Raw genomic sequence first — 23,510 nt, 5'->3', positions numbered from 1 at the left:
AGAAGGTCCCGGGCCCCGGCCCGGGACCTTCTGCGTTTGTCAGAGCGGGCTCAGGTGCCGGTGATCAGGTGGTGGGCCAGGATCGGGGAGAACGTGCGCACGGGGAGGTCCGGGGTCAGGCCGCAGGGGCCGTCGGATTCGCCTGGTGTGCGGAGCCAGAGGTGGAGGTCCACGGGGGCGGGGGTCCGCGCCGGGGGAGTGCCGAGTTTGCGGGCGGGTGGGTTGCACGAGCTGCCGTCGGAACCGTTGCCGTTGCGGCTGGTGTCGATGACGTAGTGGCTGCCGCCGCCGAGGGCCTGCAGGATCTCGGTGCCGCGGGTGACCGACTGCTCGGTGGTGAAGTAGTTCGCGGTGTTCAGGACGAACCCGCGGATCTTGCCGATATCCACGAGCCGCAGCCGGCGCGCCATCTCCTTCGCGTCACCGGACGTCACGTTCCCCGCGTCGAGGTACGTCCACGTGTTCGGGTTCTTCGCCGCGAACACCCCCACGGCGTACTTGAGCAGCGCGATCCGCCCGTCCCACTCCGACGTCGGGTAGCAGTCGAGCCGCGCCAGCGCGTCCGGCTCGAGAACCACCACCGCCGGCCGAGTCCCGATCCCGGCCGACACCGCCGCGATCCACGTCCGGTACGCCGCATCCGACGCGGCCCCGCCACCGATCCCGCACTGCCGGCCCGGGAGATTGTCCGTCACCAGCACCGGCAGCTTGCCCGCCGTGTCCGCTGCCGTCGTGTACGCCGTGACGCCTGCCTTCACGTCCCCGCTCCAGGCGCCGACCCACCGCGCCGACGCCTGCGCGGCGATCTTCGACGCGAGCTCGGTGTCCTCCGGATGCCGCCGTACATAAGCAGCCGCGGGCGAGGCCGGGTCGACGTAGATCCCGGTGGTGAGCTTCAACGGGTCGCCGGTCGCTTCGGCCAGCCCGGACTCGGGCCGGCCGAAGACGAGCAGCGCGGCGGTCAGCAAAAGGAAGGCAACTACCGGACGCGAAGTCGGCATCGTGAAGGATCCTCCTGATCACTCAACGTGCCGACGACATTACTCTTCGGCAGCTCAGCTGTTCTCGTCGACCTCGCAGAACGAGGCGTAGTGGTCGCCGGTGTAGTAGACGTGTTCGGGTGTGGTCATCGCGCCGCCGCCGACCAGCCGGCGCGCGCCGCGGTCGGGTGAGCCGGGTGTGATCACGGTGTACTCGTGGTAGTACCCGCTCGACTCGTCCGGGAGGATGCCCTCCCGGTTGGAGAAGACGGTGCCGTCCTGGTCGTACGGGAACGGTCCGCCGGAGTGGACGAGGTCGAGGGTGTCCGACGCCTCAGGAGGCAGCGAGCTGAGTGCGCAGGTGTCGATCGCGGCCGGCGCGGTGACGACGGACGTGACGGTGGTGGTCGGGGCGGGAGCTGGGGCGGCGTAGGCCGTGGGGCCCAGGGCTGCGGTGGCAGCCAGGGTCACGGCGGCGATGAGGGTTCTCATGCCCGGAGGCTTCCCGCCCGGAACGACGCCGGTACATCCCAGCTGTGAATAACAGCTGGACTATGACCCCGCCGTACCCCTAAAGTCTGGCCCGGCGAGAGAGATCCCGGAGCGGAAGGAGCCACCGATGAACACACTGACTTGTTTCCCGGCGTGCCCGATCCGCTCGCACAGCTCGCACTGAGCGGACTAGCGCGCCTCCTGCTGGAGGATCTGTGACCATCCGCAACACCGTCGAGGCAGACCTCGACACCATCCTTGCTCTGATCGAGCAGAAGTCCGTGAACACCGTCACCGTCGAGCGGTACCGCGATTACGTTGCCCGCGGCTACTACAAGCACGACTGGACCTGGGTCGTCGAGGAGAACGGCACGATCCAGGCCCTCTCGATCTGGTGGGGCGTCCCGGGCGAGACCCACCCGTTCAGCATCGACGGCCTCTACTACGCCGGTGAAGGCGACCCGGTCCCCGTGTGGACCGAGCTGCTGACGTACGCCGTCGCGTCCCGTCCGGCCGACGCCGAGCCGCCGGAGTACCACTTCTTCCTGGACGCCGACTGGCAGGACAAGCCGGACGTCGTCACCGCGCTGCAGGCCCGGAGCGAGGCGGCAGCCGCGGTCGGGATGACCGGGATCACCGACCGACTGCGCTACGAGTGGAAGCCGGAGTACGGGCTGCCGGAGCGGTCCACCCGGCTGAAGTTCGAGCCGGCCGACGATGAGGCGTTCGTCGACGTGTTCGTGCGGGTCAGCCAGGGCAGCCTGGACTCCGGGACCGCGCGGGAGATCGCGCGACTCGGCGCCGAGGGTGCGGCGCGTGAAGAGCTGGCGATCTACAAGTCGATGCCCGGTGACCGCGACTGGTGGCGGCTCGCGTACGACGGTGACGGCGAGCTGGTCGGGTTCGAGATCCCGTCGGCGAACGCGGGCGGGCCGGTCGTCGGGTACCTCGGGGTCGTGCCGGAGCACCGCGGGCGCGGGCTGAGCGACGACCTGCTGGCCGAGATCACGCACCAGCTCGCGGAGACCGGCGCCGAAGACATCCGGGCCGACACGGACTTCGGCAACGTCCCGATGGCGAAGAGTTTCGAGCGCCAGGGGTACCGGAAGTTCGCAGTCCGTCGGGTGCTGGCCTTCCCGAGTAACTGAGCGCGAGGTAGAGACGCGCGCGCCCCGAATCCCTATGCTCCCTGACATGTCAGAGAGTTTCGGGGGAGCGGGGCGATGCGCGACATCGCTCTGATCCTGCATGTCTTGGCCGGTGTCCTCGCGGTCGTGTTCGGCCCGTTGGCGATCGTGCTCACGCTGCGCCGCCGCGGGCTGAACTGGGCCGGCGAGGTCTATCACTGGGCGCTCGCGCTGGTCTGCCTGACCGCGCTGGTGATGGTCCCGTACGACTGGGGTCGGCTCTGGTACTTCTGGCCGATCACGATCGCGTCGTACCTGTTCGTGTACATCGGCCAGCGCGCGGCCGAGGCGCCAGGCGGGCTCTGGTACCGCGGCGTCCTGCGTGGGTACGGCGGTGGCTGGATAGCGCTGTGGACCGCGATCGCGGTCGTCTCCCTGCCGCACCAGTGGTGGGCGTGGGCGCTCCCGATCGTGCTCGGTTCGGCCGTGATCGAGTGGCTGTGCTTCAACCCGTTGCCGGGCTGGACCGAACCGGCCCAACCCGGCGCAGCGGCCTAGGCCTGCCCGGCCTGCTCTTCCGGGGTTGCCTTGCGGACCACGAGGCGGGTCCAGGCGCCGACGTACACGCGGTCGTCCGGATGCAGCTCCTGGCGCTGGCCCGGGATGATCGGGGTCTCGGGGAGCGGTCCGGCGGCAGAGGCGACGTACGTGCCGTTGGAGGACTGCAGGTCCTCCACCCACCAGCGCTGGCCGTCGGTGGTCAGCTGGGCCTGCCGGCGGCTGACGCCGGTGTCGTCGCCACAGTCGATCTCCGGCGAGATACCGCGGCTACGGGACGGCCGGCCGATCAGCAGGCTCTTCTCGGTCAGCGGGATCACGGTCGGCAGTCCCGGCGACGGACACGGGTCGTCACTCTGCTGTACGGCGTACCAGTCTGGGTCGACCCAGCGCTCGACGACCCACTCGGCCAGCGCGGCCGGTGCCGACGGGGTCGCCGGTGGCGTCGCCGGAGCCGGACCGGAGGACAGGTCGAGCGACGAGGCCGGCCGCGGCATGGTGCCGGTGGTGAAGTCGTAGCCGCAGCTCTCGCAGAACAACGCGTCGGGGGCGGCCGCCTCCGAACAGTTCGGACACGCCTGCCCAGCAGGGGCAGCCGGAGGGGCAGCCGCCGCGTCAGGCGCAGGCGCTGCCTCCGGTGTGCTGGCCGCGGCCTCCCCCATCGGGAGACCGCAGACGTCGCAGTAGTCGGTGGAGGTGGAGGGGTGTCCGCTGGGACAGTTCACGGTCATTTCCGCACCCGGGTGGTCTTGGTGGAGGCCGTGTCGAGAGCCATCTCATCGGCTTTCTCGACCGTCCGCTTCAGCCGCACCGTACCCGTATCCTGGTCGTCGATCTCGACAACCTTCCGCAGCCGCGTCGTCGCCTCTTCGTTGCCGGTCTGAGCGGCCAGCTGCACCGCGCGACCGAGCTTGGTGGTCGCCGTGGCCGTGTCGCCGACCGCCTTCGCGGCCAGACCGTCCTGGATCGCCTGCGCCAGCTCGGTCTGTCCGGTGTAGTGCGCGACCTCCGGGTTGATCCGGGTGGTGAGCGCCTCGTCCGAGGACCACAGCGCCTTCACCAGGCCTTGCGCGACGGTGTCGTTACCCAGCACCAGCTGCACGCGGGCGGCGAGCTGCTCCTGCCCGACCGCCTTCGCGGCCAGCCGGATCGCCACGTGGTAGTCGCGGGACTCGTCACCCCACGACCCAGTCGGGTACGAGCCCGTCAACGGGTTGATCGACGTACGCCGGGACGTCAGGTCCTCGACTGTCGGCGCAACCTGCCGGACGAACAGCACCTCGGCACCCTGCGGCGCCCAGACGCGCAGATCGGCCTGCGCGACGCCACGGCCCATCGCGTTCTGGATCAGCTTGGAGAACTCGGCGGCCAGCTGGTCCGGCGCCGGGATGATGTCGACGGTACCGAGCAGGGCCTGCGCGATCCGGCGTACCTCGTCCACCTGCCAGGCCACGCCGACACCGCGGGTGTCGCACTGGAACTGGCCGGTCACCGCCTGGATCGTCTGGGTCAGCGCCTCCGGCGTCTCGTGCTGGTTCTCGCCGTCGGTCAGCAGGATGGCGTGCTTCTGCGTCAGCGACGGCACGGTGGAGAACACCCGCGACGCCAGCCGCAGCCACGTGCCCATCGCGGTCCCGCCGTCGGCGTAGAACCGGGACACGGCGTCCTTGGCGGCCTGCCGGGTGTACGGGTCCATCTTGACCATCACCGGCTCCGCGGACGGCGGGAACGCCAGCTGCGCGCGGTCGTTGCCGGAGATCACCGCGAACCAGACACCGTCGAGGATCTGGTCGAGGGCGGTCTGCGCGGCGTACGCAGCTGCCTGGACACCGTCGCGGCCCATCGAGCCGGAGGTGTCGACGATGATGATCTCGCCCGCGTCGCCGCTGCCGGACTGCCCAGCGGCGCCGGCACCGGTGCAGTTCACCGTGACGATCGCGTGCACGTCGGTCCCGCCGTCCGGCAGGAACTCGTTCTGGTAAACGGAGGCGGTGAAGTCGGCCATCTCGGTCAACCTTTCCTTAGATGCGAGCGAGGGTGACGGTGATGTTGTCCTGACCGCCCTGGGCGTTGGCCCAGTCAACCAGGGCGGACGCGGTGGCCAACGGCTCGCCGCCCTTGTCCGCAGCTGTCTGACGTACGAGCTCGGCCAGCGGTGCCGCCTCCGAGCAGTAGTTCCAGAGGCCGTCCGAGCAGACCATCAGCCAGCCCGGACCGCTCACCTGCTGGGTCGTGGTCCGTGGCGTGTGGTCGGGTGCGTCCTTGCCGAGCCAGCGGGTGATCGCGTGCGCGTGCGGACCGGACTCGGCCTCCTCGCGGGAGACCCCGGTGGCGATCAGCTCGGCCGCCCACGAGTCGTCGACCGTCAGTGCGACCGGCTCGGCGGCATCCGGGAACCAGTACGCGCGACTGTCGCCGACACTGCCCGCCACCAGCAGCCCGTTCTCCAGGACTGCCGCGACGAACGTGCAGGAGGCCGGGTTCGGGCTGTCCGGACTGGTGTTATCGAGTACGGCGTCGCTCGCCGCGTCGGCCGCCGCCTTGAGCCGGGCCGCGATCGCGCTCGCCCGCGACGATTCGGTGCCGAGGCCCTGCGCGTGGCCGGCCTCGAGCACCTCACGCGCTGCCCGGGCGGCCGCGAGCGAGGCGACGTCGGAGTCGAGTGACGAGCTGACGCCGTCGCACACCACCAGCAGCGCCCGGCTGCCCGGCTCGGCGTCCGCGGCGATGGCCATCGCGTCCTCGTTCCGGCTGTGCCGGATGCCGCGGTCGCACACCCCGGCCACCCACGGGGTGGGCTGCTCTTCGAAGTGGTCGCGCGGCTTGGCCGCCTTGGTGCCACAGGTCTCGCAGTACCCCTCCGCGCCGACGGTGCCGCCGCACGACCGGCACGGCCCGGCGGCGGCCGCAGCCTCCGCACCGGCCACCGCGCCGATCTCCACGGTCGGCTCGGTGTCGGTGTCCAGCGCCGGCGAGGTCGGGGCGGTCCCTGGCTTCAGCTCGGCTCCGCAGGCCTCGCAGAACAGGTCCGCCTCGGACACTGCCCCGCCGCAGCTGGGGCAGACCGTGTCGGTCGTACTCGTCATCGCAACGTCCATCCTCGAACCTCGTTGGCCTGGTCGACCAGGGCGATCCGTTCCGGCCGGGTCTGCGCCTGGTCGGCCAGCAGCCGGTAGGTGGCCTCGAGCCCGTCCCGCAGGGAGGTCTCGGTGGCTGCCCGTCCGTCGATCCGCAGAGCTTCCTGCGGACCGGACTGCTGGACCTCGGTGAGCGCGGTCCGGAACACGTCCGCGGCCAGGTTGGCCCGGTCGACCGGGTCGATGGTCAGCGTCGCGATGCTGTCCATCGCCTGGGCGAGCGCGGGAAGGCCACGCCCTGATCCTGCCAGCAGACCGGCTCGCTGGCGACGGGCCCGCACATACGCACCGCTGGTCCGGGGGACAAGGTCCAGTGCGTTGAGCGCACCGTCCACGTCGTTCCGCGAGGTCCGGATGTTGGCCAGACCGAAGGCCGAGGGTGCGATGTAGTTGGCGTCGGTGCGCGCACAGGTGAGGTAGAGGCCCTCGGCAACGTCGAACTCGCCGCTGTGCTCACACGAGATCGCGAGCGCCAGTTTCGGCCCCAGCTCACCCGGTACCTGGCCGTAGACGGCATTGAACGCGGACTGTGCGGCCTTCGAGTCGCCACGGGCCAGGGCGACCAGTCCGGCCATCCAGACCGCACGCCACTCCCACGGGTCCTCGCTGAGCAGGTCGTTCACCGCGGTGTCGACCATGTCGTAACGCTCCGGTCCGACCTCCAGGGCGGCCTCCGCGACCTCCAGCAGTGTCTGCGCCGACTGCTCCGGTGCATCGACCAGCAGTTCCAGCCTCTTGGCCGGGTCCGGCACGCTGACCGTCTTCAGCCAGCTGGCCATCTTGTCGCTGTCGTCCGGTGCCAGCGACGGCAGCTGCTGCCACGGCTGGGCTGCCTCACCCAGTCCGGCGGACTTGTCGCCCGGTGTACCGAACAGGAGCGACGACGCCGAGTGCTGGGCCGCCTTGACGCCCTGCTTGTCCGCCACGACCTCCCGCAGTACGCCGAGCAGCTGTACGCGGAACTCGTCCGCGGACTGGAACCGGTCCGCGGGGTCCTTCGCGCACGCCTTGGCCAGCAGGCGGTACACCGAGTCGTACTTCTGGAAGAGCGGTACGTCGGCCACTGGCGGCAGCGTGTCGATGAACCGGCTCTGGTAGCCGCGGAACTCCATCGCGAGCACGCACAGCGTCCGGCCGAGCGTGTAGATGTCGGAGGCGACCGACGGTCCGACCTCGGCGACCTCGGGCGCCTGGAAGCCGACCGTGCCGTAGATCGCCGAGTCGAGGTCGTCGACCCGCCGGACACCGCCGAGGTCGATCAGCTTGACCGCGTCACCGACCTGGATGATGTTGTCCGGCTTGAAGTCGCAGTACACCAGGCCGAGGTCGTGCAGGTACGAGAACGCCGGCAGGATCTCCAGCAGGTACGCGATCGCCTGGTCGATCGGCAGCGCGTCGTACTGACCGTTGTTGGCGGCCATCCGCTGCTTGAGCAGGGTCTTCAGCGAAGTGCCGCCGACGTACTCCATGACGATGTAGCCGGCGCCGTCGTGGGTGACGAAGTTGTAGATCTCGACGATCAACGGATGCTCGACGCGGGCCAGGAAGGTCTGCTCCGCGATCGCCGACGCGACGGCGTCCGGATCCTCCGAGTTCAGCAGGCCCTTGAGGACGACCCAGCGGTCGGACACGTTCTTGTCCTTGGCCATGTAGATCCAGCCGAAGCCACCGTGTGCCAGGCAGCCGGCCACCTCGTACTGGTCGTTGACCAGGTCGCCCGGCTGCAGCTTCGGCGAGAACGAGAACCGGTTGCGGCAGTTCGGGCAGAACCCCTCGGTCCGGCCCGGCTGGCCGTTGCGGGAGCGGCCGACCTCGTGGCCGCAGCTCGGGCAGTTCCGACGGTCCTCCGGGACCATCGGGTTGGCCAGGATCGCCTTGCTCGCGTCGATCGCCGGGATCGTCGGCACGTGGGTCAGCCCGGCGCCGAGCCGCGCGCCGCGCAGCCGGGTGGACGACGTACCGAGCTTGCGGGTCAGCTTCGAGCCGGCCTGTGCCGCCCGGGCCGAGCCGAGTGGCGTGGAGGCCAGCCGGTTGGAGGCGCGGGAGACGGTCGACACCGTGCTCAGCGCGTCCGGTTCGCCGCTGGCCGCCGTACCGCCGTCCGGCGCGGGCGAGCCGCACACGTCGCAGTACCCGTCGACATAGGTCCCCGTGCAGCCCGGCTGCGTGCACGCGCCGGTCGCGGGGGCGGTGGTCGGAGCAGGTGCACTCGACGCCGCCGCGGGGGAGCCGCAGACGTCGCAGTACCCGTCCACGATGGAGCCGGTACAGCCCGGCTGGGTGCAGGCGGTGGTGGTCGTCATTTCGTCCCTTCCAGGTAGGCCTGGTAGGCCGCTACCAGTGCGCCGAGGCGAGCCAGTTCCACCGGCTCGGTCTCGATCACCGCTCGGCCGCGCCGGTACAGCTCGGCGAGATCTTCGTTGCCCGGAGCAACACTTGCCGCCTTCACCTGATAGGCGTCCAGCAGTTGGGCCAGCTCGTCACGTCGTTGCAGGGCAGTGCCATACGCCGCCTGCGCCTGACCGAGCGCCCGCCGTACGGCGTCCAACCGGGTCAGGTACTTCTCCAGCTCGGCTGGGGTGTTCGGCACCGGCCCGAGCGCGGTCACATCCGGTACGGCGAGACGCGGCGCCGGACTGACCGTCGCGACAGCCTTGTCCGCCAACGCGCGCACAGCCTTGCCCTGAGCTTCCAGCTCGCTGCGTACGGTGCGGGCCCGGGCAACGTCGGCGGCGCGTTCCTTACGAGTGGCGGCGCCGACGATCAGATCTCGCTCCGTGCGCGCCGCGTCCATGTCCAGCGGGCCGATCAGCCCGCCGATGTCGGCGCCGCGTTTGTTGCGTTCGGCAAGATCCGTCAGCCGGCGGTCGAGGTCGTGATGCTTGGCGAGGGCGTCGTTGCGGACGTTCGCCGGCTCCTGCTTGACCAGGTCGCTGATCCGCTCCACCTGCGCACGCAGCTGCCTAAGCCGAGCGGCGAGGTCGGCGTCGCCGGGCTGGAGCATGAGTTTCGCCCGCAGGCTGGACGCCAGCGCGTCCGACAGCTTGCAGGCCTCGGGCAACGAAACGGCGAGCGAACCACCGGCGCCGCCGGCGTCCAGGCCGCCCCAGATCAGCGTGGAGATCCGCTCGGTCTCCTGCTGCCCGACCCGGCCGGAGTCCCAGGTGACGAGGATCAACTCGTACCGGTCCGAGACCGCCTTCCAGACCGTCATGCTGAGCACGATGTCGGCGCTGAGAGCGTCCCCGTCGGGCGAGTGCAGGGCGGCCTGATCCAGCTCGTCCAGCTCCGCCTTCCGCCGATCCCGCCACTCCCCGAGCACACCGAGGTAAGAGAGCAGCTCCGTAGCAGGAACGCTGCTCCCCATCCTCCCCGGCGGCGGAGGCGCCGAGACAATCGGCGTACGAACGGTCATCGGCCGTAGGCGGCTGTCGGCGGGGCCGTCAACTTGCCCAGGTCCGTGCCGAGCCACGTGTTGTAGGACTTCATCCACTCGCTCGGACCTCCAGCGGCTGGAGGCGTCTTCATCTGGGCGAGAACGCCGTTGACGAACCGGACGAAGTCGATGTTGCCCTTGTTGATCCCCAGGCCGTAAGGCTCATCGCTGATCCGCTCGGTCAGCACCTTCGCGTACGGGTCTTGCGCAGCGTCGCCGGCGAGGACCGTGTCGTCACCGCTGATCCCGTCCGCCTTGCCTTGCTGGAACAGCACCAGACAGCCGGTATCGGTGTCGGCAGTGACGGGCTTGATCTTCGGGTTCGCCTTCTTCAGGTTGTCCAGACTGGTCGAGCCGGCCGGAGCGCAGATCGTCTGACCGGACAGATCCTGCAGGCTCTTGGCGGTCGAGTCCCGCTGCACCAGCGTCTTCTGGCCGGAGCGGTAGTACTCCGCCGAGAACGCGATCCGCTTCCAGCGCTCGCAGTTGATCGTCATGTTCCGAGCGACGATGTCGACGCTCTTGTTCTCCAGCGATGGGATGCGCTGCGGGCTGGAGATCACCCGCAGTTCTACCTTGTGCGGCTGGCCGTCCGCGGGCTTGCCGAAGATCGCGTCCGCGACCGCGTTGATCATGTCGATGTCGAAGCCCTCGATCTGCCCGCTGATCGGGTTCCGGGAGCCGAGGTGCAGGCTGTCCGCCGAGACACCGGCGATCAGCCTCCCGCGCGCCTGGATCTTCCCCATCGTCGTACCGTCCGGCATCTGCATCGGTGCCGGCAGCGCACCCTCGGGCGCGTAGGACTGCAGTTCGGTCGTCTTGTCGCACGCCGCCGCTGCCGGGGGTGCGGCCGAAGTCGGCGCGGGCTTGGGTGCTTCCGGGATCTGGGTGGCGGCGTAGTTGCCGTTGCCGCAGGCGGTGAGGAGGAGGGCGGTGGCGACGGCGATCGGGATCAGTTTCTTCATCGGTACTCCTCCAGACGCTGCGACATGCCCCAGGCGACCAGCAATGCGGCCAGGATGCCGATCGGTACGCCGAGCCAGCCGATCGGCGGGAGGCCGTCCCGCGCATCCTTCAGCTCGCTCTGCACCGCGGTACTCGTCCGGGTCAGCTGCTGGTTGGACGAGTTGTCGAAGGCGCCGAACGTGTCGACCGAGCTGTTGGTCTTGTCCTTGCCGACGGCCATCGCGACGGCGCCGTCCCAGTTGCCGTCCGTGGCGTCGGTCTTCCGCACCTTGGTGTGGATCGTCGTGTAGGCACCCCACAGTTGCTTCAGGTTGCCGCCGTTGCCGCCGACCTTGCCCAACTGCTCGTCCACCTGGGCGGCCGCCGCGGTGTACGCCTTGTCGAAGGCGTCGCCGGAGCCACGTGCGATCAAGGTCAGGCTCTCGTTCGAGCGAGCGTCGTACGCCGCGATTCGGGCGCGGGACAGCGCCAAGGTCCGGTCGTACTCGGCACTCCGGGTGTCCTTCGCGGAGTTCGACGCGCTGGCGAGTGACACCCCGCCGACGACGGTGGTCAGCAGGACGAGAGCCGCGCCGGCCGCGATCGGGACGTTCAGGTAGCGGTGCGTACGGCGGGCCAGCCAGCGGAGCGTGATCGCGAAGACCACCAGGCTCAGCAGGCCGCCGACGAGCACCCAGATGGTGCCCTGGCTGATCCCGTCGAACTCGGTGTCGACGCGCTTCTCATTCGCCTCGACCAGCGCCTTCACCAGCGGCAGCGAGTCGTCCTGCAGCACCGAGTTCGCGTCCTTCAGGTACTGCGAACCGATCGGGAGACCCTGACGGTTGTTGGCGCGGGCCTGCTCGATCAGGCCGCCGTACGTGATCAGCGTCTTGTTCAGCGCGCCGAGCACGTCGCGGTCCGCGGGCTGCGCGGTCGCTGCCTCGGCGATCAGCCCGGCGGCCGCGGCCAGCGAGTTGACGAAGTGCGCACGCTGCTCGGGCGGCTCGAGACCGCCGACCAGGAACGCGTTGGTGGCGTCGGCGTTCGCGCTGACCAGGTTGGTGTGGATCGCCTGGATGCGGACCAGTTGCGCGGTGTTCGCCTGCGCCCGGTCGAGGGCGCCGTCGGACTGGCTGAAGCCCTGCGCGGCGGCGAGGCCGAACACGACGCTCATCGCGGCGGCCAGGATCAGGAACGCGCGCATCCGGCCCGGCGTACCCGCGAACCACTGCGCGACGGCACCGCGTGGACCGGCGGTCCTGGCGTTCGGCGCCTGCAGCGTCGTGCCCGGCGGCGGGGCCGTCGGCACGGTCGCGGGCGGCGCACTCTGCGTCTGGGTCACGCCTCTTCTCCTTGTTCGATCTCCGTGACGTCCGAAGTACCGGAGGTCGCCGGTACTTCGGGCTCAACGGCGTCGGCGGGCTGCTCGGTGAGGTCCTCGGCGAGGATCTGACGCAGCTGGGTCGTCGTGGGTGCCGGTACGTCGCGGAGCCGCCAGGCGTGCCGCCCGATCGCGGCCTCCAGCACGTTGCGCGCGAACCGTCCGTTGCCGAACGAGCTGTTCCGCGCGGTCGCCGCGAGCACCTCGTGGAACTTGTCCACCGCCTCCGGGACCAGCTCGTAGTCGGCGGCCTCGGCGAGCCCGGTGAGAATGTCGGTGAGCTCGTCGTCGCTGTAGTTCTCGAACTCGATCGTGGTCCGGAACCGGCTGGCCAGCCCGGGGTTCGCGGCGATGAACACTTCCATCGGCTCGGGGTACCCGGCGACGATCACGACCAGGTCGTCGCGCCGGTCCTCCATCTCCTTGACCAGCGTGTCGACGGCTTCCCGCCCGTACTGGTCGGCGCCCAGGTCACCCGCGGTCAGGCTGTACGCCTCGTCGATGAACAGCACGCCGCCCGCCGCGGACGCGACCACCTCGGCGGTCTTCGTCGCAGTCTGTCCGAGATACCCGGCGACGAGCTCGGACCGGTCGACCTCGACCAGTTGCCCCTTCGACAGCAGGCCGAGCGCCTTGTAGATCCCGCTGACCAGCCGCGCGACGGTCGTCTTCCCGGTGCCCGGATTCCCCACGAACACCAGGTGCCGCGTGATTGTCGGGCTCTTCAGACCCGCCTCGGTCCGCAGCTTCTCAACCCTCAGTACGGCGACCTGCCGATGCACCTCGCGCTTGACCCGAGCCAGCCCGGTCAGCGCATCCAGCTCAGCCAGCAGCTCCTCAACCGTCTTGGCCGGCTCTTCCTCTACTACTGCTGCTGCTTCTGCTTCTTCTCGCGGTGCTTCCTGGGTCTTCGGTTGCGGGGTTGAAGCAACCTGCAGCGGACGAGCACCAGCAGCTTGCAGCTGGGCTGCGGCGGCCACCGACGCGTTGCCGATGACCCGCATCGTGGGCTCACCCAACGTGCAGGCCGCGGATGCGACCTCCGCCAGAGCTTCGGCGTACGCCGCCTTCTCGGCCGAACCACTCGCGATCAGCTCGGTCAGGACAGCTGTCGGGGCGCCGCGCCAACGCCGTCCGCGGACGGCGGAGTCGAAGAAGTCCTGCGTCGTCGCGCCCTCGAACGCCTTGCCCCAGTCGGCGGGTGCACCGGGTGCCGACTCGGCCAGTGCGGCGGCCAGCGCCAGCGCCTCCGACCGGGCTCGATCGTCGGCCACACCGGCGCGGCCGGCGACCACGAGCAGCTCGGACAACGCCTGCTGCAGAGACTTTCCCCCCGCGCCGCTCATGACCCTCCTCGTCCAGGTGGTGGTGCCAGTGGTCCCGCCGGTCCCAGGTCGGGCGGCGGGGTCGACCCGGTCGGGCCGAGGGCCAAGCCTCCGCCGGTGGAGCCGGTGCCGAACTTCTCCTGCAGGAACCTGCCGTGGGCGATCAGCGCCGCCGCGTCGGCGCGGTTCACCGCGTCGAAGACCTTGTCCATCGTCGCGGCCAAGAGGTCCAACTGGTCGATCAGGATCATCAGCGACGTCTTGCCACGGTCCACCGGACGCGTGTCGGCCCACTGCCGCGGCAGCCGCAGGTACCCGCCGATCGCCTCCGGCAGGTAGTCGGTCGCAGTCGCCATCACGGAGTACGCCTGCACGCTGCCGCCCAGGTTGCCGAGCCGCGGGATGGTCTCCCGGACGACGCGAACCACGCGGCCGACCCGCGACGCGACGACGGCCGGTACGGCGCCGCCCGCGACCAGCTGCTCGACGCGGACCAGCGCCGCCAGCAGGTCGTCGGTCGTCGGCGGCCGGGGCACCGGGGCAGGCTCGGGCTCCTCCTTGCGACCGGTCAGCCGCGCAAAGAAGTCGCCGAGCGCCATGCAGTCCCCCGTCTCCAGGTGGTGGTGTGGATCAGCGATCGAGGTTGAGGTCGAGGCTGCCGTGGACGACCTGCTGGTTCTGCTGGGCGACCCGTTCCAGGTACGAACGCGACTTGGTCACCTCGTTCTCCAGCGTGCCGATCGTCGCGGCCATGTTGTCCAGCGCCTCGCCCTTGAACGTGTCGATCGCGTCCATGGTCGCGTAGATGTTCGCGAACGCGGCCTGCAGTTGCGGCAGCCCGATCGTCGCGGACGCGGCCTGCTGCTGGATCGCCACCGAGTTGTCGCGCAGCATCTCCGAGGTGCGCTCGATCATCCCGCTGGTGGTCGTGTTCAGTGCGGTGATCTGGTCCAGCACGAGCTTCTGGTTACCGAGTGCCTGCGCGACGATGACCGCCGTACGCAGCGCCGAGACCGTGGTCGTGGACGCCCGGTCGACGCCCTTGATCAGCTCGATGTTGTTCTTGATCACGATGTCGATGGCCAGGTAGTTCTGGATCGACACGGCGAGCTGGGTGAGCAGGTCCTGGTGTTTCTGCCGGACGTAGAACAGCACGTCCTCGCGGAACGCCTTCGCCTTCTCCGGGTTGGTCGTCTGCAGCTCCGCGATCGCCGCGGACAGGCGCGCGTCGAGGCGCTCGGCGACGTACACGTACTGGTTGAGACGCGTCATCGCGTCCCACAGGTTCTGCTTCTCCAGGTTCAGCGCGGCGTTGTCCTTGCCGAGCTCGTCCTGGCCGTTGCGCAGGCTGTGCAGGATGCCCTCGAGGTGGCTCTGCGCGGTCTGGTACTTGCGGAAGTAGTCCTCGATCTTGTCCCCGAACGGGATCATCCCGAGGAGCTTCTTCACCCCGGTGGCTTCCTTCGGGTCCAGGTCCTCGACCGTACGGCGCAGCTCGAGCAGCGTCTTGCCGACGGTCGAACCCTCCGAGAGGCCGCCTTCCTGCAGCGCCCGCACCGGCGACTGGAGCAGCCGGTTCGAACTCTCGGCTGCGGCGCGGATGTCGACGTCGCCCATGCTGCGCACGTCGCCGGCCTTCGACGCGAACTCCGGGGAGCGGGGCTCGGCCGCCATCAGCGCGGTCAGGAAGGTGTCCACCTTCGTGTCGAGCCCTGGCAGCGCGGCCGGGTCGACAGCCGGAGCCATACTCGGGGCTGCGGTCTCGGCCACCGGCTGTGACGGCGGCGGTGCGGTCAGTATCAGTCCCGGCGCGGTGGCCGTCGGCGGCTGCAGCGGTGCCGCAGCGGGCTGCGCGGCAGCGGGCTGAGCAGCGGTGTTGTCGGCTTCAGTCATCGTGTTCCCCTCCGAGAGGCGCGCCTGGATACCTCCGTGACGCGCACACAATCTACGCGGTTCCAGGTCTTCCTGGTCACCTCGTTGCCTACTCGTTGTTAGCTTCTGCGATAGCTAACGAAGGAGAAGCCGTCGTGGGGGTCGCGGGCGGTCTCGGTCCAGGTGGTCGGGTCGAGTTCCGGGAAGGTCACGTTGCCGTCGGGGGACTGGTCGACCTCGGTGAGTTCGAGGGCCTCGGCGGACGGGAGGGCCTGGCGGTAGATCTCGCCGCCGCCGGCGACGTACAGCGTGCCGTCGTACTTCAAGGCCGATTCGAGGGAGTGCGTGATCTCGACGCCGTCCGCGGACCAGTCGGGTTGCCGGGTGACGACGACGGTACGGCGGCCCGGGAGCGGGCGGCCGATCGAGTCGTAGGTCTTGCGGCCCATCACGAGGGTGTGGCCGAGGGTGAGCTGCTTGAACCGTTGCAGGTCCTCGCGGATCCGCCAGGGCAGGTCGTTGTCCCGCCCGATCACGCCGTTCCGTCCGACCGCGGCGATCAGGATGATGCTCATACCGCGATGGGGGCCTTGATCCCGGGGTGCGGGTCGTAGCCGACCAGCTCGACGTCGGCGATCTCGTAGCCGTCGATCGAGTCGCGCTTCGCGAGTTGGAGGGTCGGCAGCGGCCGCGGCTCGCGGGTGAGCTGCAGGCGGGCCTGGTCCAGGTGGTTCAGGTAGAGGTGCGCGTCGCCGAGCGTGTGCACGAAGTCACCGACCTCGAGCCCGGTCTGCTGCGCGACCATGTGGGTGAGCAGCGCGTACGACGCGATGTTGAACGGCACGCCCAGGAAGATGTCGGCCGACCGCTGGTACAGCTGGCAGGACAGCCGGCCGTCCGCGACGTAGAACTGGAACATGGTGTGACACGGCGGCAACGCCATGTCGTCCACGTCGGCCACGTTCCACGCGTTCACGATGTGCCGGCGGGAGTCCGGGTTCTTCTTGATCGAGGTGATCAGGTTGGCGATCTGGTCCACGTGCCGCCCGTCGGGCGTCGGCCAGGACCGCCACTGATAGCCGTACACCGGGCCGAGCTCGCCGTCGGCGTCGGCCCACTCGTCCCAGATCGAGATGTTGTTCTCGTGCAGCCACTTGACGTTCGTCGAGCCGCTGAGGAACCAGATCAGCTCCCCGATCACCGACCGCAGATGCAGCTTCTTCGTCGTCACGGCCGGGAAGCCGTCCCGCAGGTCGTACCGCGACTGGTACCCGAACACGCTCAACGTGCCGGTCCCGGTCCGGTCGCCCTTCTCCGCCCCGTTGTCCAGCACATGCCGAAGAAGATCCAGGTACTGCTGCATGCCGCCAACCTACAACTTGTTGCGGCAAGTCAACATGCGAGACTCGCGGGGTGGACGAGTACGCGCTGACGCTTGTGGTGCGGGTCGAGAAGAACGCGCGGCCGACGCAGACCGACGCGCTGGAGACGGCGGCGCGGGCGGTGCTCGCGATCCTGGCCGACGAGCGGTCGTACGGCGAGGGCGAGTGGGCGTCGGCGATGGCGGCCTGGCAGGACAACCGCATCCGCAAGATCACGAAGCGTGCCCGCGGAGCGGAGTGGCGCCGGGCCGAGGCGCTGCCGGGCATCACGATGCACGGAGGTACGGCGGAGGTTCGGGTGTTTCCGCCTACTGGGGTGGACGACGTACCGGCCGAGTTGTTCAAGCTCCAGGTGACAGGTACCGACTTCGAGGACACCGGCGACCTTCCGCCCCTCGAGCCCGGCGTACCGGTCCTGTGGCTCAACCCCACCCTGGAGATGTCCAGTGGCAAGGCGATGGCGCAGTGTGGGCATGCGGCGCAGCTCGCGTGGTGGGCCTTGTCGTCAGCGGGGAGGAAGGAGTGGGCAGCGGCCGACTTCGCGCTGGCGGTGCGGACCGCCGGCCGCGCCCAGTGGCAGGAACTGCTGGCCACGCGTCTCCCAGTGGTGCAGGACGCCGGTTTCACCGAGGTAGCCCCGGGATCCCGCACGGTGATAGCGGATCATCCTTTGCTGACGCGGTAGTGCAGGTGGGTGACTCGGTCGCCCTCGACCACCTTCGGGTCGTCCAGCAGCAGCTGCTCGCCGGCGTAGTCGCCGAAGAAGGGCTTGCCGGTTCCGAAGATCACCGGGACGAGGTTGTACGAGAGTTCGTCGACCAGACCGGCCCGCAAGGCCTGGCCGGTCAGGTTCCCTGCGGCCAGCGAGATGTCGCGGTCGCCGGCGAGCTCCTGGGCCTTCGCGACGGCCTGCTCGATGCCGCTGACGAAGGCGAACGGCGCATCGGGGAACGGCCAGTCGGTCGGCGGCCGGTGCGTGACGACAACGACGTGCTCGCCGAACGGCGGGACACCTTCCCATCCGTTGGTGATGTCGAACAGGTTCCGGCCGCACAGCACCACACCGACCTTGCCCCAGGCCGTGTTGATGTAGTCCGCGCTCGCCTGGCTGACGTGGAACGGGCGGCCCGGATCGGTCCCGTACAGCTCGACCGGGCCGTTGTTGTACCAGTCGAACAGCGGCCCGACCTCGTCCTCGGTGGTTGCGACGAAGCCGTCCAGCGAAACGACGGCAGACGCGATGACGTTGCCCATGGCTACTTCACCACCTGGTACGTGAGGTGCTGGGCCGCCGGAGTCGAGACGGCCTCGATCAGCTCGAGCGCGTACGCCGGCGCGGCCTCGGCGGGGAACAACCGGGTCCCGCCCCCGAGTACGACGGGCGCCAGGTGCAACCGCAGTACGTCGGCCAGCCCTTCGGCGAGCACCGCGTGGCAGATCTGTCCGCCGCCCATCACGTAGACGTCCTTGCCGCTGGCAACCTCCTTGGCCTGTGCGATCGCCTCCGCCGGACTGCCCACGAAGCGGAACCGATCGCCCAGACGAGGCTTGGCCGGCGGCGTGTGGGTGACGACGAAGACCGGTGGATTGACCTCACCGGTCGGCTTCGCGCCGTACCCCATCTCGTCGCTCCACCCGCCCGGGGCGTCGATCACGTCGAACAGGTTCCGGCCCTGGATGACCGCACCGGTCGATTCGAAGGCGGCGTCCAGAACGGCGCGGTCCGCGTCGGTGCCGTGGAAGACCCAGTCGTGCACGGCCTCTCCGCCGTCGCCGAGCCCGTTGTCGATGCCGGCGTTGGGCCCGGTGACGTAGCCGTCCAGTGATACCGAGATGTCGACGACGACCTGGCTCATGATCAGCTCTCCTTTGCGAGTAGTTCGGCCAGACGGTCCATCGAGTCGTTGATGCCGTTCTCCATGCCGTACTCGATCGACTGGTCGCGGGCCTCGACGGACGGGAACACCGACTGCTGGTGCAGCCGGACGCCCTTCTCGGTCGGCTCGAGCGTCATCTTCTCGATGCAGACCTCGGCCGGGGCGCCTTCCCACTCGAACGTCTGGATGATCAGCTTGTCCTGCTCCACGGCGTGGAAGACGCCGCGGAACGCGTACTCACCGGAGTTGTCGCGGTGGATGTAGCGGTACTTCCCACCGGTCCGTACGTCGTACTCCTCGACCGTCGCGTCGAGGTCGCGCGGGCCGAGCCACTCGCTCACCAGGTCGCGGTCGGTCATGACCCGGAAGAGCTGCGCCGGCGTGGCGGCGAACTCGCGCGTCACCTCGACGAACGGGGTGCCGGCAGGGGTGTTGATGGTTGTGCCGCTCATGATTCCTGCTCCTTCAATAGTGCTTCCATCCGGCGGAAGCGGCGTTCGGTTTCGAGCCGGTACTCGTCGATCCAGCTCGTCAGTGCTTCGAGGGCGGTCGGCACCAGGTGGCACGGGCGGCGCTGGCCGTCCCGGGTCCTGGTGATCAGCCCGGCGGTCTCGAGCACCTGGATGTGCCGCGACACCGCCTGCTTGGTGATCGGGAACGGGTCGGCCAGTTCGTTCACGGTGGCCGGGCCGCGCGACAGTCGCGCGATCATCGCTCGCCGGACCGGGTCGGCCAGTGCCGCGAACGACCGGTCCAGCTGATCATCGTCAACTATCATCTTTATCAACCATTCCCTTGATCAACCGATACGTTGACTATAGGCATGGCCGACTGCACCCGTCAAGCGGTCAGATCGTCTCGAAGGCCGCCATCATGGCCATGTCCTCGTGTTCGAGGTTGTGGCAGTGGATCAGGTACTTGCCCCTGTGGGCGCTGAACTTGACGAGCACCTCGACGACCTCGGCGGGCCGGATGTCGACGGTGTCCTTCCAGCCGTGGTCGTACGCCGACAGCTTGCTGCTCCCGCCGCGAGTGAGGACCTGGAACGGCGCGAGGTGGACGTGCACCGGGTGGTGTACGTCGGTGACGAACGACCAGATCTCGTACTGGTCCAGCTTCACCTGCGCCTGCATCACCGCGGGATCGAACGCCTTCCCGTTGATCGTCCAGCCCCGGTGGCCCCCGGCGTCACCGCGCCGGAACCGCCACTCCCGCCGTACGACACCAGCCGGCCGGGGTGTCACGGCGTACGACGAGAGCGTCGCCGGGATGCTCGTGTCGTCGGCGGCCTTGCGGGCGACCTTGAAGCGCAGTACGCCGGAATTGCCGTCGAGCTTGTTGACGACCGTGACCTCGTCGCCGGGCTGGTACTGCGAGAAGTCCACGACTACGTCGAACCGCTCGGCCGGCGCGATCACCAGCGTCTTGTGCTCGACCGGCTTGTCGAGGAGCCCGCCGTCACTGCCGATCTGCACGAACTTCGCGGGACCCTTGTCGAAGGCGAGCTCGTACCGGCGGGCGTTGCTGGCGTTGAGAATGCGGAAGCGGTACCGGACCGCGTCCACCTCGTGCACCGGCCACGGCGCGCCGTTCACCAGCGTGACGTCGGCGACGACACCTTCCATGTACGCCGACTCGACGCCGGGACCGTCCTTCGCGGCCGGGTACAAGAACGACCCGTCCGCATCGAACGCACGGTCCGCGATCACCAGCGGGATCTCCCGATCGCCCTTCGGCAGTGGGAGGTTCTCCTCTTCGTCGTCCCGGATGATGTGCAGTCCGAACAGGCCGCGGTAGACCTGTGGTGCGGTGTAGTCCATCGTGTGGTCGTGGTACCAGAGGGTCGCCGCGCGTTGCGTGTTCGGGTACGTGTAGGTGCGCTTGCCCATCGTCATGTCGCCGCCGGACATGTGGTGGCCGGCGTGCTGTCCGTTCGCAGGCATGATGAGGTCGAGCGGCCAGCCGTCACTCGGAGCGGGCGTGTGGCCGCCGTGCAGGTGGACCACGGTCGACACGTCGAGCTCGTTGACCTGCTCGACCACGGTGGTGCGTCCGCTGCGTACGTCGAACGTGGGGCCGGGCAGTAGGCCGTCGTACCCCATCACCTCGGTCTTGAGGCCGGGGAGGATCTCCAGGCTCGCCTTGCGCTGTACGACCTGGTAGTAGTCGGCCTTTGCGTCGGAGCGGGTCGGCTTCTTGACCGGTGGGATCGGCAGCGGGACCTGGAACGGTGTGGGCAGTTTCGCCTTGCTGCGCAGGAGTTCTCCGGCCTGTGAAGGCTTGGCCTCTTGGCCGCAGCTGCTGAGGGTCAGGGCGGCGCCGGCGACACCTATGAACCCGCGGCGGGACATCTTCATCGCTTCGCCTCCCGGCGGTTCAGACGTGCTTTGGGGCGGAACGACCAGACCGTCATCCAGCAGACGGTGCCGACGATCGCGGTCCCGAGCGGGACGTGTACGGCGAAGTTCTGCAGGTAGCCGAAGGTGAGCTGGACGAACTCGGCGACGACCAGGAGCGGCGAGACCAGCGCCGGCCAGATCCGGCCGCGGCCGGCGAGTGTGTAGCAGGCGGCCGCGACGGTTTGGAGGAGCGCGATCATCCAGATGGTGCCGCCGACCGTGGTGTGAACGTTGGTCATCGCGTCGACGTTGCCGGACAGGAAGTAGCCCGCCGCGATCGGCTGTGCGATCACGAACGCGGCGTGCAGCACCAGCGTGATCCGCAAGACGTGCAGGCTGACACGCGGCCGACGTACCTTGGCCGCCGGCTGCGGTTCGAGGGCGATCATGCGGCGACCACCTGGCGCTTGTTGACCCAGAACGCGAAGGCGACCGTGGCCGCGACCAGCGCGATGCCCAGCGGGACGTGGATCGCCAGCTGGCGGCTGTAACCCATCGCGATCTGGACGACCTCGCCCGCCATGATCAGCAGACTCGCCGCGGGTGCGGCCCAGCGGCCGCCGGTCCGCCACCAGACCGTTGCCAGTAGCAACTGCGCGAGTCCGAGGAAGGCCAGGGCCAGCCCGATCGGTTCGTGCATCCGCAGGCCGGCGGGGGAGCCGTCGAGGTAGACGCCCGCGAGCACCGGCTGCAGGCAGATCGCCAGCGCATGGACCCCGGCCGTCGCCCGGAGCACGTTCAGGACCTTCATGTAGACAGACAATAGTAGTCTGGCTACATGTAGAGCAATCAGGTATTACCCGGAGGGGTCAGGTGAGGTGCCCCAGGGGTGCGACGGAGATGCCGGCGCGTTCGCAGACCCACTGCGGGTCAGGGCCGAGCTCCGGCTCGATGCGGAGTTCGTGGTCGTGCAGGTCGTCGCAGGCGGTGCAGCGCGGCCAGCGGACCCCGGAGTCGACCAGGCGGTCCTGGACGTCCTGCGCGACCAGGCCGGCGATGTGTTCGGCACCGTCCGGCCACTGGTCCAGCCACCACTGACGTCCGGCGACGGCGTCCTCGAGCAAGGACACCATCACCGCGTCGTCGAAGCCGCGCGCGGCAAGGTCATGAAGCACCATCGCCCGCGCACTCAGCAACACCCCTGGCTCGTTCATCGCCCTTCAGAGTGCCAGACCGCTCCGACAAATCCACGCGGCAACCTCTTTGAGCCCCCACCAATCAGATTTCCGTCGCGGATTTGGTTGGTGGGGGCTCAAAGTGGGTCAGCTGACCGAGCAGGTGGGGTCGATGCGGTTGGCGAGGCGGACCTCGCGTTCGGCGGCGGCGCGCAGTACGGCGCCGATCCGGACGCGGACCGCCAACGTGCGCCGCGGCGCGGGCTCGTCGTGCGGCTGCTGGGGAGCGTTCGGGAGGGCCGAATGGGCGAGGCTGAGGGCGTTCTCGACGGCGGTGTTGCCGGCAATGAAGTACGTCATGGTTCTGCTCCCTCCTGAGAGCGTGATCGATCGACCCGGGAACCGAGTGGTCCCAGGGAGGTGTGTGGAGTTGTCAGTGCTTGGGCGCCGGTCCGCTGCTGGAGCGGACGATCAGCTGCGTCGGCATCAGTAACTGGCGTTCGGTGCTGGCCGGGTCGAGCAGGATCCGGCCGACCGCGCGTCCTTTGTCCTTGATCGGCTGCCGGACCGTCGTCAGCCCGGCCGCCGACGCGGCGGGGATGTCGTCGAATCCGGCCAGGCTCAGATCGCGACCCGGGGTCAGCCCCCGGACCTTCATCGCCTCCAGTGCACCGAGCGCCAGGATGTCGCTCAGTCCGACGATCGCCGTCGGCCGGTTCTGCGAGTCGAGCACGAACTCCGCTCCTCGCAGCCCGGAGGCGATCGCGTTGTGGCCGCCGGAGACGATCCGCAGCCGCGCGTCCGGCATTGCCTTCTGCAGGCCCCGGATTCGCAGCTCGCAGTCGGTGTACCCGACCTCGTCGAGCGTCAGTTCCACCGGCCGGCCGCCGGCCGCCTGCGCGTTGTCGACCAGTACGACGACCTCACGGTGACCGAGCCGGGCCAGGTGCTCGCCCAGTTGCGCGGCCGCCTCGACCTCGTCGATCGCGACCCAGGACAGGTCCGGGTGATCGCCCCGATCGGTCGACACCGCGGGAATCCCGCGGTTGGCGAGGATGTCGAGTGCCGGATGACCGCCCGGCACGCAGAAGATCGCCGCCGCGTCGATCGCGGCCTGCTGTACGGCGGTGCTGCCGCCGGCGATGTCCGTGGAACTGAGCGGCATCAGCAGCAGGCTGGTGGCGAACTCCTCGGCGACCTCCGCGAGCCCGGCCAGGAAGCCGACCGCGTACGGGTCCGAGAAGGCGTAGGCCAGTTTGTCCGTGAACAGCACCCCGACCGCACCGGCCTTCCCGCTGCGCAGGGCGCGCGCCGAGGCGTCCGGTCCGGCGTACCCGAGCTCCCGGGCGGTGGCCAGGATTCGCTCGCGCAGCGCGGTGGAGAGCTGGTCGGGCTTGTTGTAGGCGTTCGAGACGGTCGACGGCGACACACCCACGGCCTTCGCCACGGTCTTCAGCGTCACGCCCGGCATCTCGATCACC

At 69.2% G+C, this 23,510-nt stretch carries 27 protein-coding genes; 3 read left to right on the top strand and 24 right to left on the bottom strand.

Features of this window, described 5'->3' with window-relative positions:
* Positions 1-50: 50 nt before the first annotated feature.
* The gene (locus tag EV649_RS17630) at positions 51-1,001 is read right to left on the bottom strand and encodes a glycoside hydrolase family 6 protein (protein WP_130384524.1); all 951 of its coding nucleotides are present in this window, start codon (positions 999-1,001) and stop codon (positions 51-53) included.
* 54 nt (positions 1,002-1,055) lie between these two features.
* Positions 1,056-1,472: a ribonuclease domain-containing protein gene (locus EV649_RS17625; RefSeq protein ID WP_130384523.1), complete on the bottom strand. Its 417-nt coding sequence runs from the start codon at positions 1,470-1,472 to the stop codon at positions 1,056-1,058.
* Positions 1,473-1,687: 215 nt separating this feature from the next.
* Here EV649_RS17625 and EV649_RS17620 point away from each other — a divergent pair, with 215 nt between their 5' ends.
* Positions 1,688-2,620 carry a GNAT family N-acetyltransferase gene (locus EV649_RS17620; RefSeq protein WP_130384522.1) on the top strand — a complete coding sequence of 311 codons (933 nt, stop codon included), beginning with the start codon at positions 1,688-1,690 and terminating at the stop codon, positions 2,618-2,620.
* A gap of 75 nt (positions 2,621-2,695) precedes the next feature.
* Positions 2,696-3,157 carry a hypothetical protein gene (locus tag EV649_RS17615; RefSeq protein WP_130384521.1) on the top strand — a complete coding sequence of 154 codons (462 nt, stop codon included), beginning with the start codon at positions 2,696-2,698 and terminating at the stop codon, positions 3,155-3,157.
* Here EV649_RS17615 and EV649_RS17610 read toward each other — a convergent pair.
* The 12 genes from EV649_RS17610 to EV649_RS17555 form a co-directional block, all read right to left on the bottom strand.
* Positions 3,154-3,888, bottom strand: a complete 735-nt coding sequence (locus EV649_RS17610) for an FHA domain-containing protein (protein ID WP_130384520.1) — start codon at positions 3,886-3,888, stop codon at positions 3,154-3,156. The two genes, EV649_RS17615 and EV649_RS17610, sit on opposite strands and share 4 nt — an antisense overlap.
* Positions 3,885-5,162: a VWA domain-containing protein gene (locus tag EV649_RS17605; protein ID WP_130384519.1), complete on the bottom strand. Its 1,278-nt coding sequence runs from the start codon at positions 5,160-5,162 to the stop codon at positions 3,885-3,887. Before EV649_RS17605 ends, EV649_RS17610 begins: the two co-directional genes overlap by 4 nt.
* Before the next feature lie 16 nt (positions 5,163-5,178).
* On the bottom strand, positions 5,179-6,255 hold the full coding sequence (locus EV649_RS17600; protein ID WP_130384518.1) for a PP2C family serine/threonine-protein phosphatase: 1,077 nt from the start codon (positions 6,253-6,255) through the stop codon (positions 5,179-5,181).
* Complete coding sequence (locus EV649_RS17595) at positions 6,240-8,597, bottom strand: serine/threonine-protein kinase (protein WP_130384517.1); 2,358 nt, start codon at positions 8,595-8,597, stop codon at positions 6,240-6,242. Before EV649_RS17595 ends, EV649_RS17600 begins: the two co-directional genes overlap by 16 nt.
* Positions 8,594-9,661, bottom strand: coding sequence for a hypothetical protein (locus EV649_RS17590; protein WP_241998314.1), 1,068 nt, complete (start codon positions 9,659-9,661; stop codon positions 8,594-8,596). The genes EV649_RS17595 and EV649_RS17590 overlap by 4 nt, the downstream gene beginning before the upstream one ends.
* A gap of 44 nt (positions 9,662-9,705) precedes the next feature.
* Positions 9,706-10,695 (bottom strand): glutamate ABC transporter substrate-binding protein, encoded by a 990-nt coding sequence (locus EV649_RS17585; RefSeq protein ID WP_130384515.1) that lies wholly within the window; start codon positions 10,693-10,695, stop codon positions 9,706-9,708.
* Positions 10,692-12,020, bottom strand: a complete 1,329-nt coding sequence (locus EV649_RS17580) for a hypothetical protein (RefSeq protein WP_130384514.1) — start codon at positions 12,018-12,020, stop codon at positions 10,692-10,694. The genes EV649_RS17585 and EV649_RS17580 overlap by 4 nt, the downstream gene beginning before the upstream one ends.
* A complete protein-coding gene (locus tag EV649_RS17575) occupies positions 12,017-13,405 on the bottom strand; it encodes an AAA family ATPase (protein ID WP_130384513.1) in 1,389 nt (462 codons plus the stop codon). The genes EV649_RS17580 and EV649_RS17575 overlap by 4 nt, the downstream gene beginning before the upstream one ends.
* Positions 13,402-13,983 carry a hypothetical protein gene (locus tag EV649_RS17570; RefSeq protein WP_130384512.1) on the bottom strand — a complete coding sequence of 194 codons (582 nt, stop codon included), beginning with the start codon at positions 13,981-13,983 and terminating at the stop codon, positions 13,402-13,404. The genes EV649_RS17575 and EV649_RS17570 overlap by 4 nt, the downstream gene beginning before the upstream one ends.
* A 31-nt stretch (positions 13,984-14,014) precedes the next feature.
* Positions 14,015-15,277: a toxic anion resistance protein gene (locus EV649_RS17565; RefSeq protein ID WP_130384511.1), complete on the bottom strand. Its 1,263-nt coding sequence runs from the start codon at positions 15,275-15,277 to the stop codon at positions 14,015-14,017.
* Positions 15,278-15,375: 98 nt separating this feature from the next.
* Positions 15,376-15,831 (bottom strand): dihydrofolate reductase, encoded by a 456-nt coding sequence (locus tag EV649_RS17560; protein ID WP_130384510.1) that lies wholly within the window; start codon positions 15,829-15,831, stop codon positions 15,376-15,378.
* Positions 15,828-16,619 carry a thymidylate synthase gene (locus EV649_RS17555; protein ID WP_130384509.1) on the bottom strand — a complete coding sequence of 264 codons (792 nt, stop codon included), beginning with the start codon at positions 16,617-16,619 and terminating at the stop codon, positions 15,828-15,830. Before EV649_RS17555 ends, EV649_RS17560 begins: the two co-directional genes overlap by 4 nt.
* Before the next feature lie 50 nt (positions 16,620-16,669).
* Here EV649_RS17555 and EV649_RS17550 point away from each other — a divergent pair, with 50 nt between their 5' ends.
* Complete coding sequence (locus EV649_RS17550) at positions 16,670-17,323, top strand: aminoacyl-tRNA hydrolase (RefSeq protein WP_130384508.1); 654 nt, start codon at positions 16,670-16,672, stop codon at positions 17,321-17,323.
* Here EV649_RS17550 and EV649_RS17545 read toward each other — a convergent pair.
* The 10 genes from EV649_RS17545 to EV649_RS17500 form a co-directional block, all read right to left on the bottom strand.
* The gene (locus EV649_RS17545) at positions 17,302-17,892 is read right to left on the bottom strand and encodes a dihydrofolate reductase family protein (RefSeq protein WP_130384507.1); all 591 of its coding nucleotides are present in this window, start codon (positions 17,890-17,892) and stop codon (positions 17,302-17,304) included. The genes EV649_RS17550 and EV649_RS17545 overlap by 22 nt on opposite strands.
* 2 nt (positions 17,893-17,894) lie before the next feature.
* A complete protein-coding gene (locus EV649_RS17540) occupies positions 17,895-18,494 on the bottom strand; it encodes a dihydrofolate reductase family protein (protein ID WP_130384506.1) in 600 nt (199 codons plus the stop codon).
* Between the two features lie 2 nt (positions 18,495-18,496).
* Positions 18,497-18,967, bottom strand: a complete 471-nt coding sequence (locus tag EV649_RS17535) for an SRPBCC domain-containing protein (RefSeq protein ID WP_130384505.1) — start codon at positions 18,965-18,967, stop codon at positions 18,497-18,499.
* Positions 18,964-19,293, bottom strand: a complete 330-nt coding sequence (locus EV649_RS17530; protein WP_130384504.1) for a metalloregulator ArsR/SmtB family transcription factor — start codon at positions 19,291-19,293, stop codon at positions 18,964-18,966. The genes EV649_RS17535 and EV649_RS17530 overlap by 4 nt, the downstream gene beginning before the upstream one ends.
* 70 nt (positions 19,294-19,363) lie before the next feature.
* Positions 19,364-20,872 carry a multicopper oxidase domain-containing protein gene (locus EV649_RS17525; RefSeq protein WP_130384503.1) on the bottom strand — a complete coding sequence of 503 codons (1,509 nt, stop codon included), beginning with the start codon at positions 20,870-20,872 and terminating at the stop codon, positions 19,364-19,366.
* On the bottom strand, positions 20,869-21,303 hold the full coding sequence (locus EV649_RS17520) for a hypothetical protein (protein WP_130384502.1): 435 nt from the start codon (positions 21,301-21,303) through the stop codon (positions 20,869-20,871). The genes EV649_RS17525 and EV649_RS17520 overlap by 4 nt, the downstream gene beginning before the upstream one ends.
* The gene (locus EV649_RS17515; RefSeq protein ID WP_130384501.1) at positions 21,300-21,665 is read right to left on the bottom strand and encodes a hypothetical protein; all 366 of its coding nucleotides are present in this window, start codon (positions 21,663-21,665) and stop codon (positions 21,300-21,302) included. The genes EV649_RS17520 and EV649_RS17515 overlap by 4 nt, the downstream gene beginning before the upstream one ends.
* A gap of 58 nt (positions 21,666-21,723) precedes the next feature.
* Complete coding sequence (locus tag EV649_RS17510; RefSeq protein WP_130384500.1) at positions 21,724-22,068, bottom strand: hypothetical protein; 345 nt, start codon at positions 22,066-22,068, stop codon at positions 21,724-21,726.
* Positions 22,069-22,176: 108 nt separating this feature from the next.
* Complete coding sequence (locus EV649_RS17505) at positions 22,177-22,389, bottom strand: hypothetical protein (protein ID WP_130384499.1); 213 nt, start codon at positions 22,387-22,389, stop codon at positions 22,177-22,179.
* A 73-nt stretch (positions 22,390-22,462) separates the two neighbouring features.
* A complete protein-coding gene (locus EV649_RS17500) occupies positions 22,463-23,500 on the bottom strand; it encodes a LacI family DNA-binding transcriptional regulator (protein ID WP_130384498.1) in 1,038 nt (345 codons plus the stop codon).
* Positions 23,501-23,510 lie beyond the last annotated feature (10 nt).

The organism is Kribbella sp. VKM Ac-2569 (assembly GCF_004216905.1).
Classification (GTDB): Bacteria; Actinomycetota; Actinomycetes; order Propionibacteriales; family Kribbellaceae; genus Kribbella.
This window is presented reverse-complemented; position numbering and strand designations above follow the sequence as displayed.

What these genes read in the sequence shown, in the direction of transcription:
- EV649_RS17630 (WP_130384524.1), bottom strand. Translation starts at nt 1,001, where the DNA reads ATGCCGACTTCGCGTCCGGTAGTTGCCTTCCTTTTGCTGACCGCCGCG.
- EV649_RS17625 (WP_130384523.1), bottom strand. Translation starts at nt 1,472, where the DNA reads ATGAGAACCCTCATCGCCGCCGTGACCCTGGCTGCCACCGCAGCCCTG.
- EV649_RS17615 (WP_130384521.1), top strand. Translation starts at nt 2,696, where the DNA reads ATGCGCGACATCGCTCTGATCCTGCATGTCTTGGCCGGTGTCCTCGCG.
- EV649_RS17610 (WP_130384520.1), bottom strand. Translation starts at nt 3,888, where the DNA reads ATGACCGTGAACTGTCCCAGCGGACACCCCTCCACCTCCACCGACTAC.
- EV649_RS17605 (WP_130384519.1), bottom strand. Translation starts at nt 5,162, where the DNA reads ATGGCCGACTTCACCGCCTCCGTTTACCAGAACGAGTTCCTGCCGGAC.
- EV649_RS17600 (WP_130384518.1), bottom strand. Translation starts at nt 6,255, where the DNA reads ATGGACGTTGCGATGACGAGTACGACCGACACGGTCTGCCCCAGCTGC.
- EV649_RS17595 (WP_130384517.1), bottom strand. Translation starts at nt 8,597, where the DNA reads ATGACGACCACCACCGCCTGCACCCAGCCGGGCTGTACCGGCTCCATC.
- EV649_RS17590 (WP_241998314.1), bottom strand. Translation starts at nt 9,661, where the DNA reads ATGGGGAGCAGCGTTCCTGCTACGGAGCTGCTCTCTTACCTCGGTGTG.
- EV649_RS17585 (WP_130384515.1), bottom strand. Translation starts at nt 10,695, where the DNA reads ATGAAGAAACTGATCCCGATCGCCGTCGCCACCGCCCTCCTCCTCACC.
- EV649_RS17575 (WP_130384513.1), bottom strand. Translation starts at nt 13,405, where the DNA reads ATGAGCGGCGCGGGGGGAAAGTCTCTGCAGCAGGCGTTGTCCGAGCTG.
- EV649_RS17570 (WP_130384512.1), bottom strand. Translation starts at nt 13,983, where the DNA reads ATGGCGCTCGGCGACTTCTTTGCGCGGCTGACCGGTCGCAAGGAGGAG.
- EV649_RS17565 (WP_130384511.1), bottom strand. Translation starts at nt 15,277, where the DNA reads ATGACTGAAGCCGACAACACCGCTGCTCAGCCCGCTGCCGCGCAGCCC.
- EV649_RS17560 (WP_130384510.1), bottom strand. Translation starts at nt 15,831, where the DNA reads ATGAGCATCATCCTGATCGCCGCGGTCGGACGGAACGGCGTGATCGGG.
- EV649_RS17555 (WP_130384509.1), bottom strand. Translation starts at nt 16,619, where the DNA reads ATGCAGCAGTACCTGGATCTTCTTCGGCATGTGCTGGACAACGGGGCG.
- EV649_RS17545 (WP_130384507.1), bottom strand. Translation starts at nt 17,892, where the DNA reads ATGGGCAACGTCATCGCGTCTGCCGTCGTTTCGCTGGACGGCTTCGTC.
- EV649_RS17540 (WP_130384506.1), bottom strand. Translation starts at nt 18,494, where the DNA reads ATGAGCCAGGTCGTCGTCGACATCTCGGTATCACTGGACGGCTACGTC.
- EV649_RS17535 (WP_130384505.1), bottom strand. Translation starts at nt 18,967, where the DNA reads ATGAGCGGCACAACCATCAACACCCCTGCCGGCACCCCGTTCGTCGAG.
- EV649_RS17530 (WP_130384504.1), bottom strand. Translation starts at nt 19,293, where the DNA reads ATGATAGTTGACGATGATCAGCTGGACCGGTCGTTCGCGGCACTGGCC.
- EV649_RS17525 (WP_130384503.1), bottom strand. Translation starts at nt 20,872, where the DNA reads ATGAAGATGTCCCGCCGCGGGTTCATAGGTGTCGCCGGCGCCGCCCTG.
- EV649_RS17520 (WP_130384502.1), bottom strand. Translation starts at nt 21,303, where the DNA reads ATGATCGCCCTCGAACCGCAGCCGGCGGCCAAGGTACGTCGGCCGCGT.
- EV649_RS17515 (WP_130384501.1), bottom strand. Translation starts at nt 21,665, where the DNA reads ATGAAGGTCCTGAACGTGCTCCGGGCGACGGCCGGGGTCCATGCGCTG.
- EV649_RS17510 (WP_130384500.1), bottom strand. Translation starts at nt 22,068, where the DNA reads ATGAACGAGCCAGGGGTGTTGCTGAGTGCGCGGGCGATGGTGCTTCAT.
- EV649_RS17505 (WP_130384499.1), bottom strand. Translation starts at nt 22,389, where the DNA reads ATGACGTACTTCATTGCCGGCAACACCGCCGTCGAGAACGCCCTCAGC.
- EV649_RS17500 (WP_130384498.1), bottom strand. Translation starts at nt 23,500, where the DNA reads ATGCCGGGCGTGACGCTGAAGACCGTGGCGAAGGCCGTGGGTGTGTCG.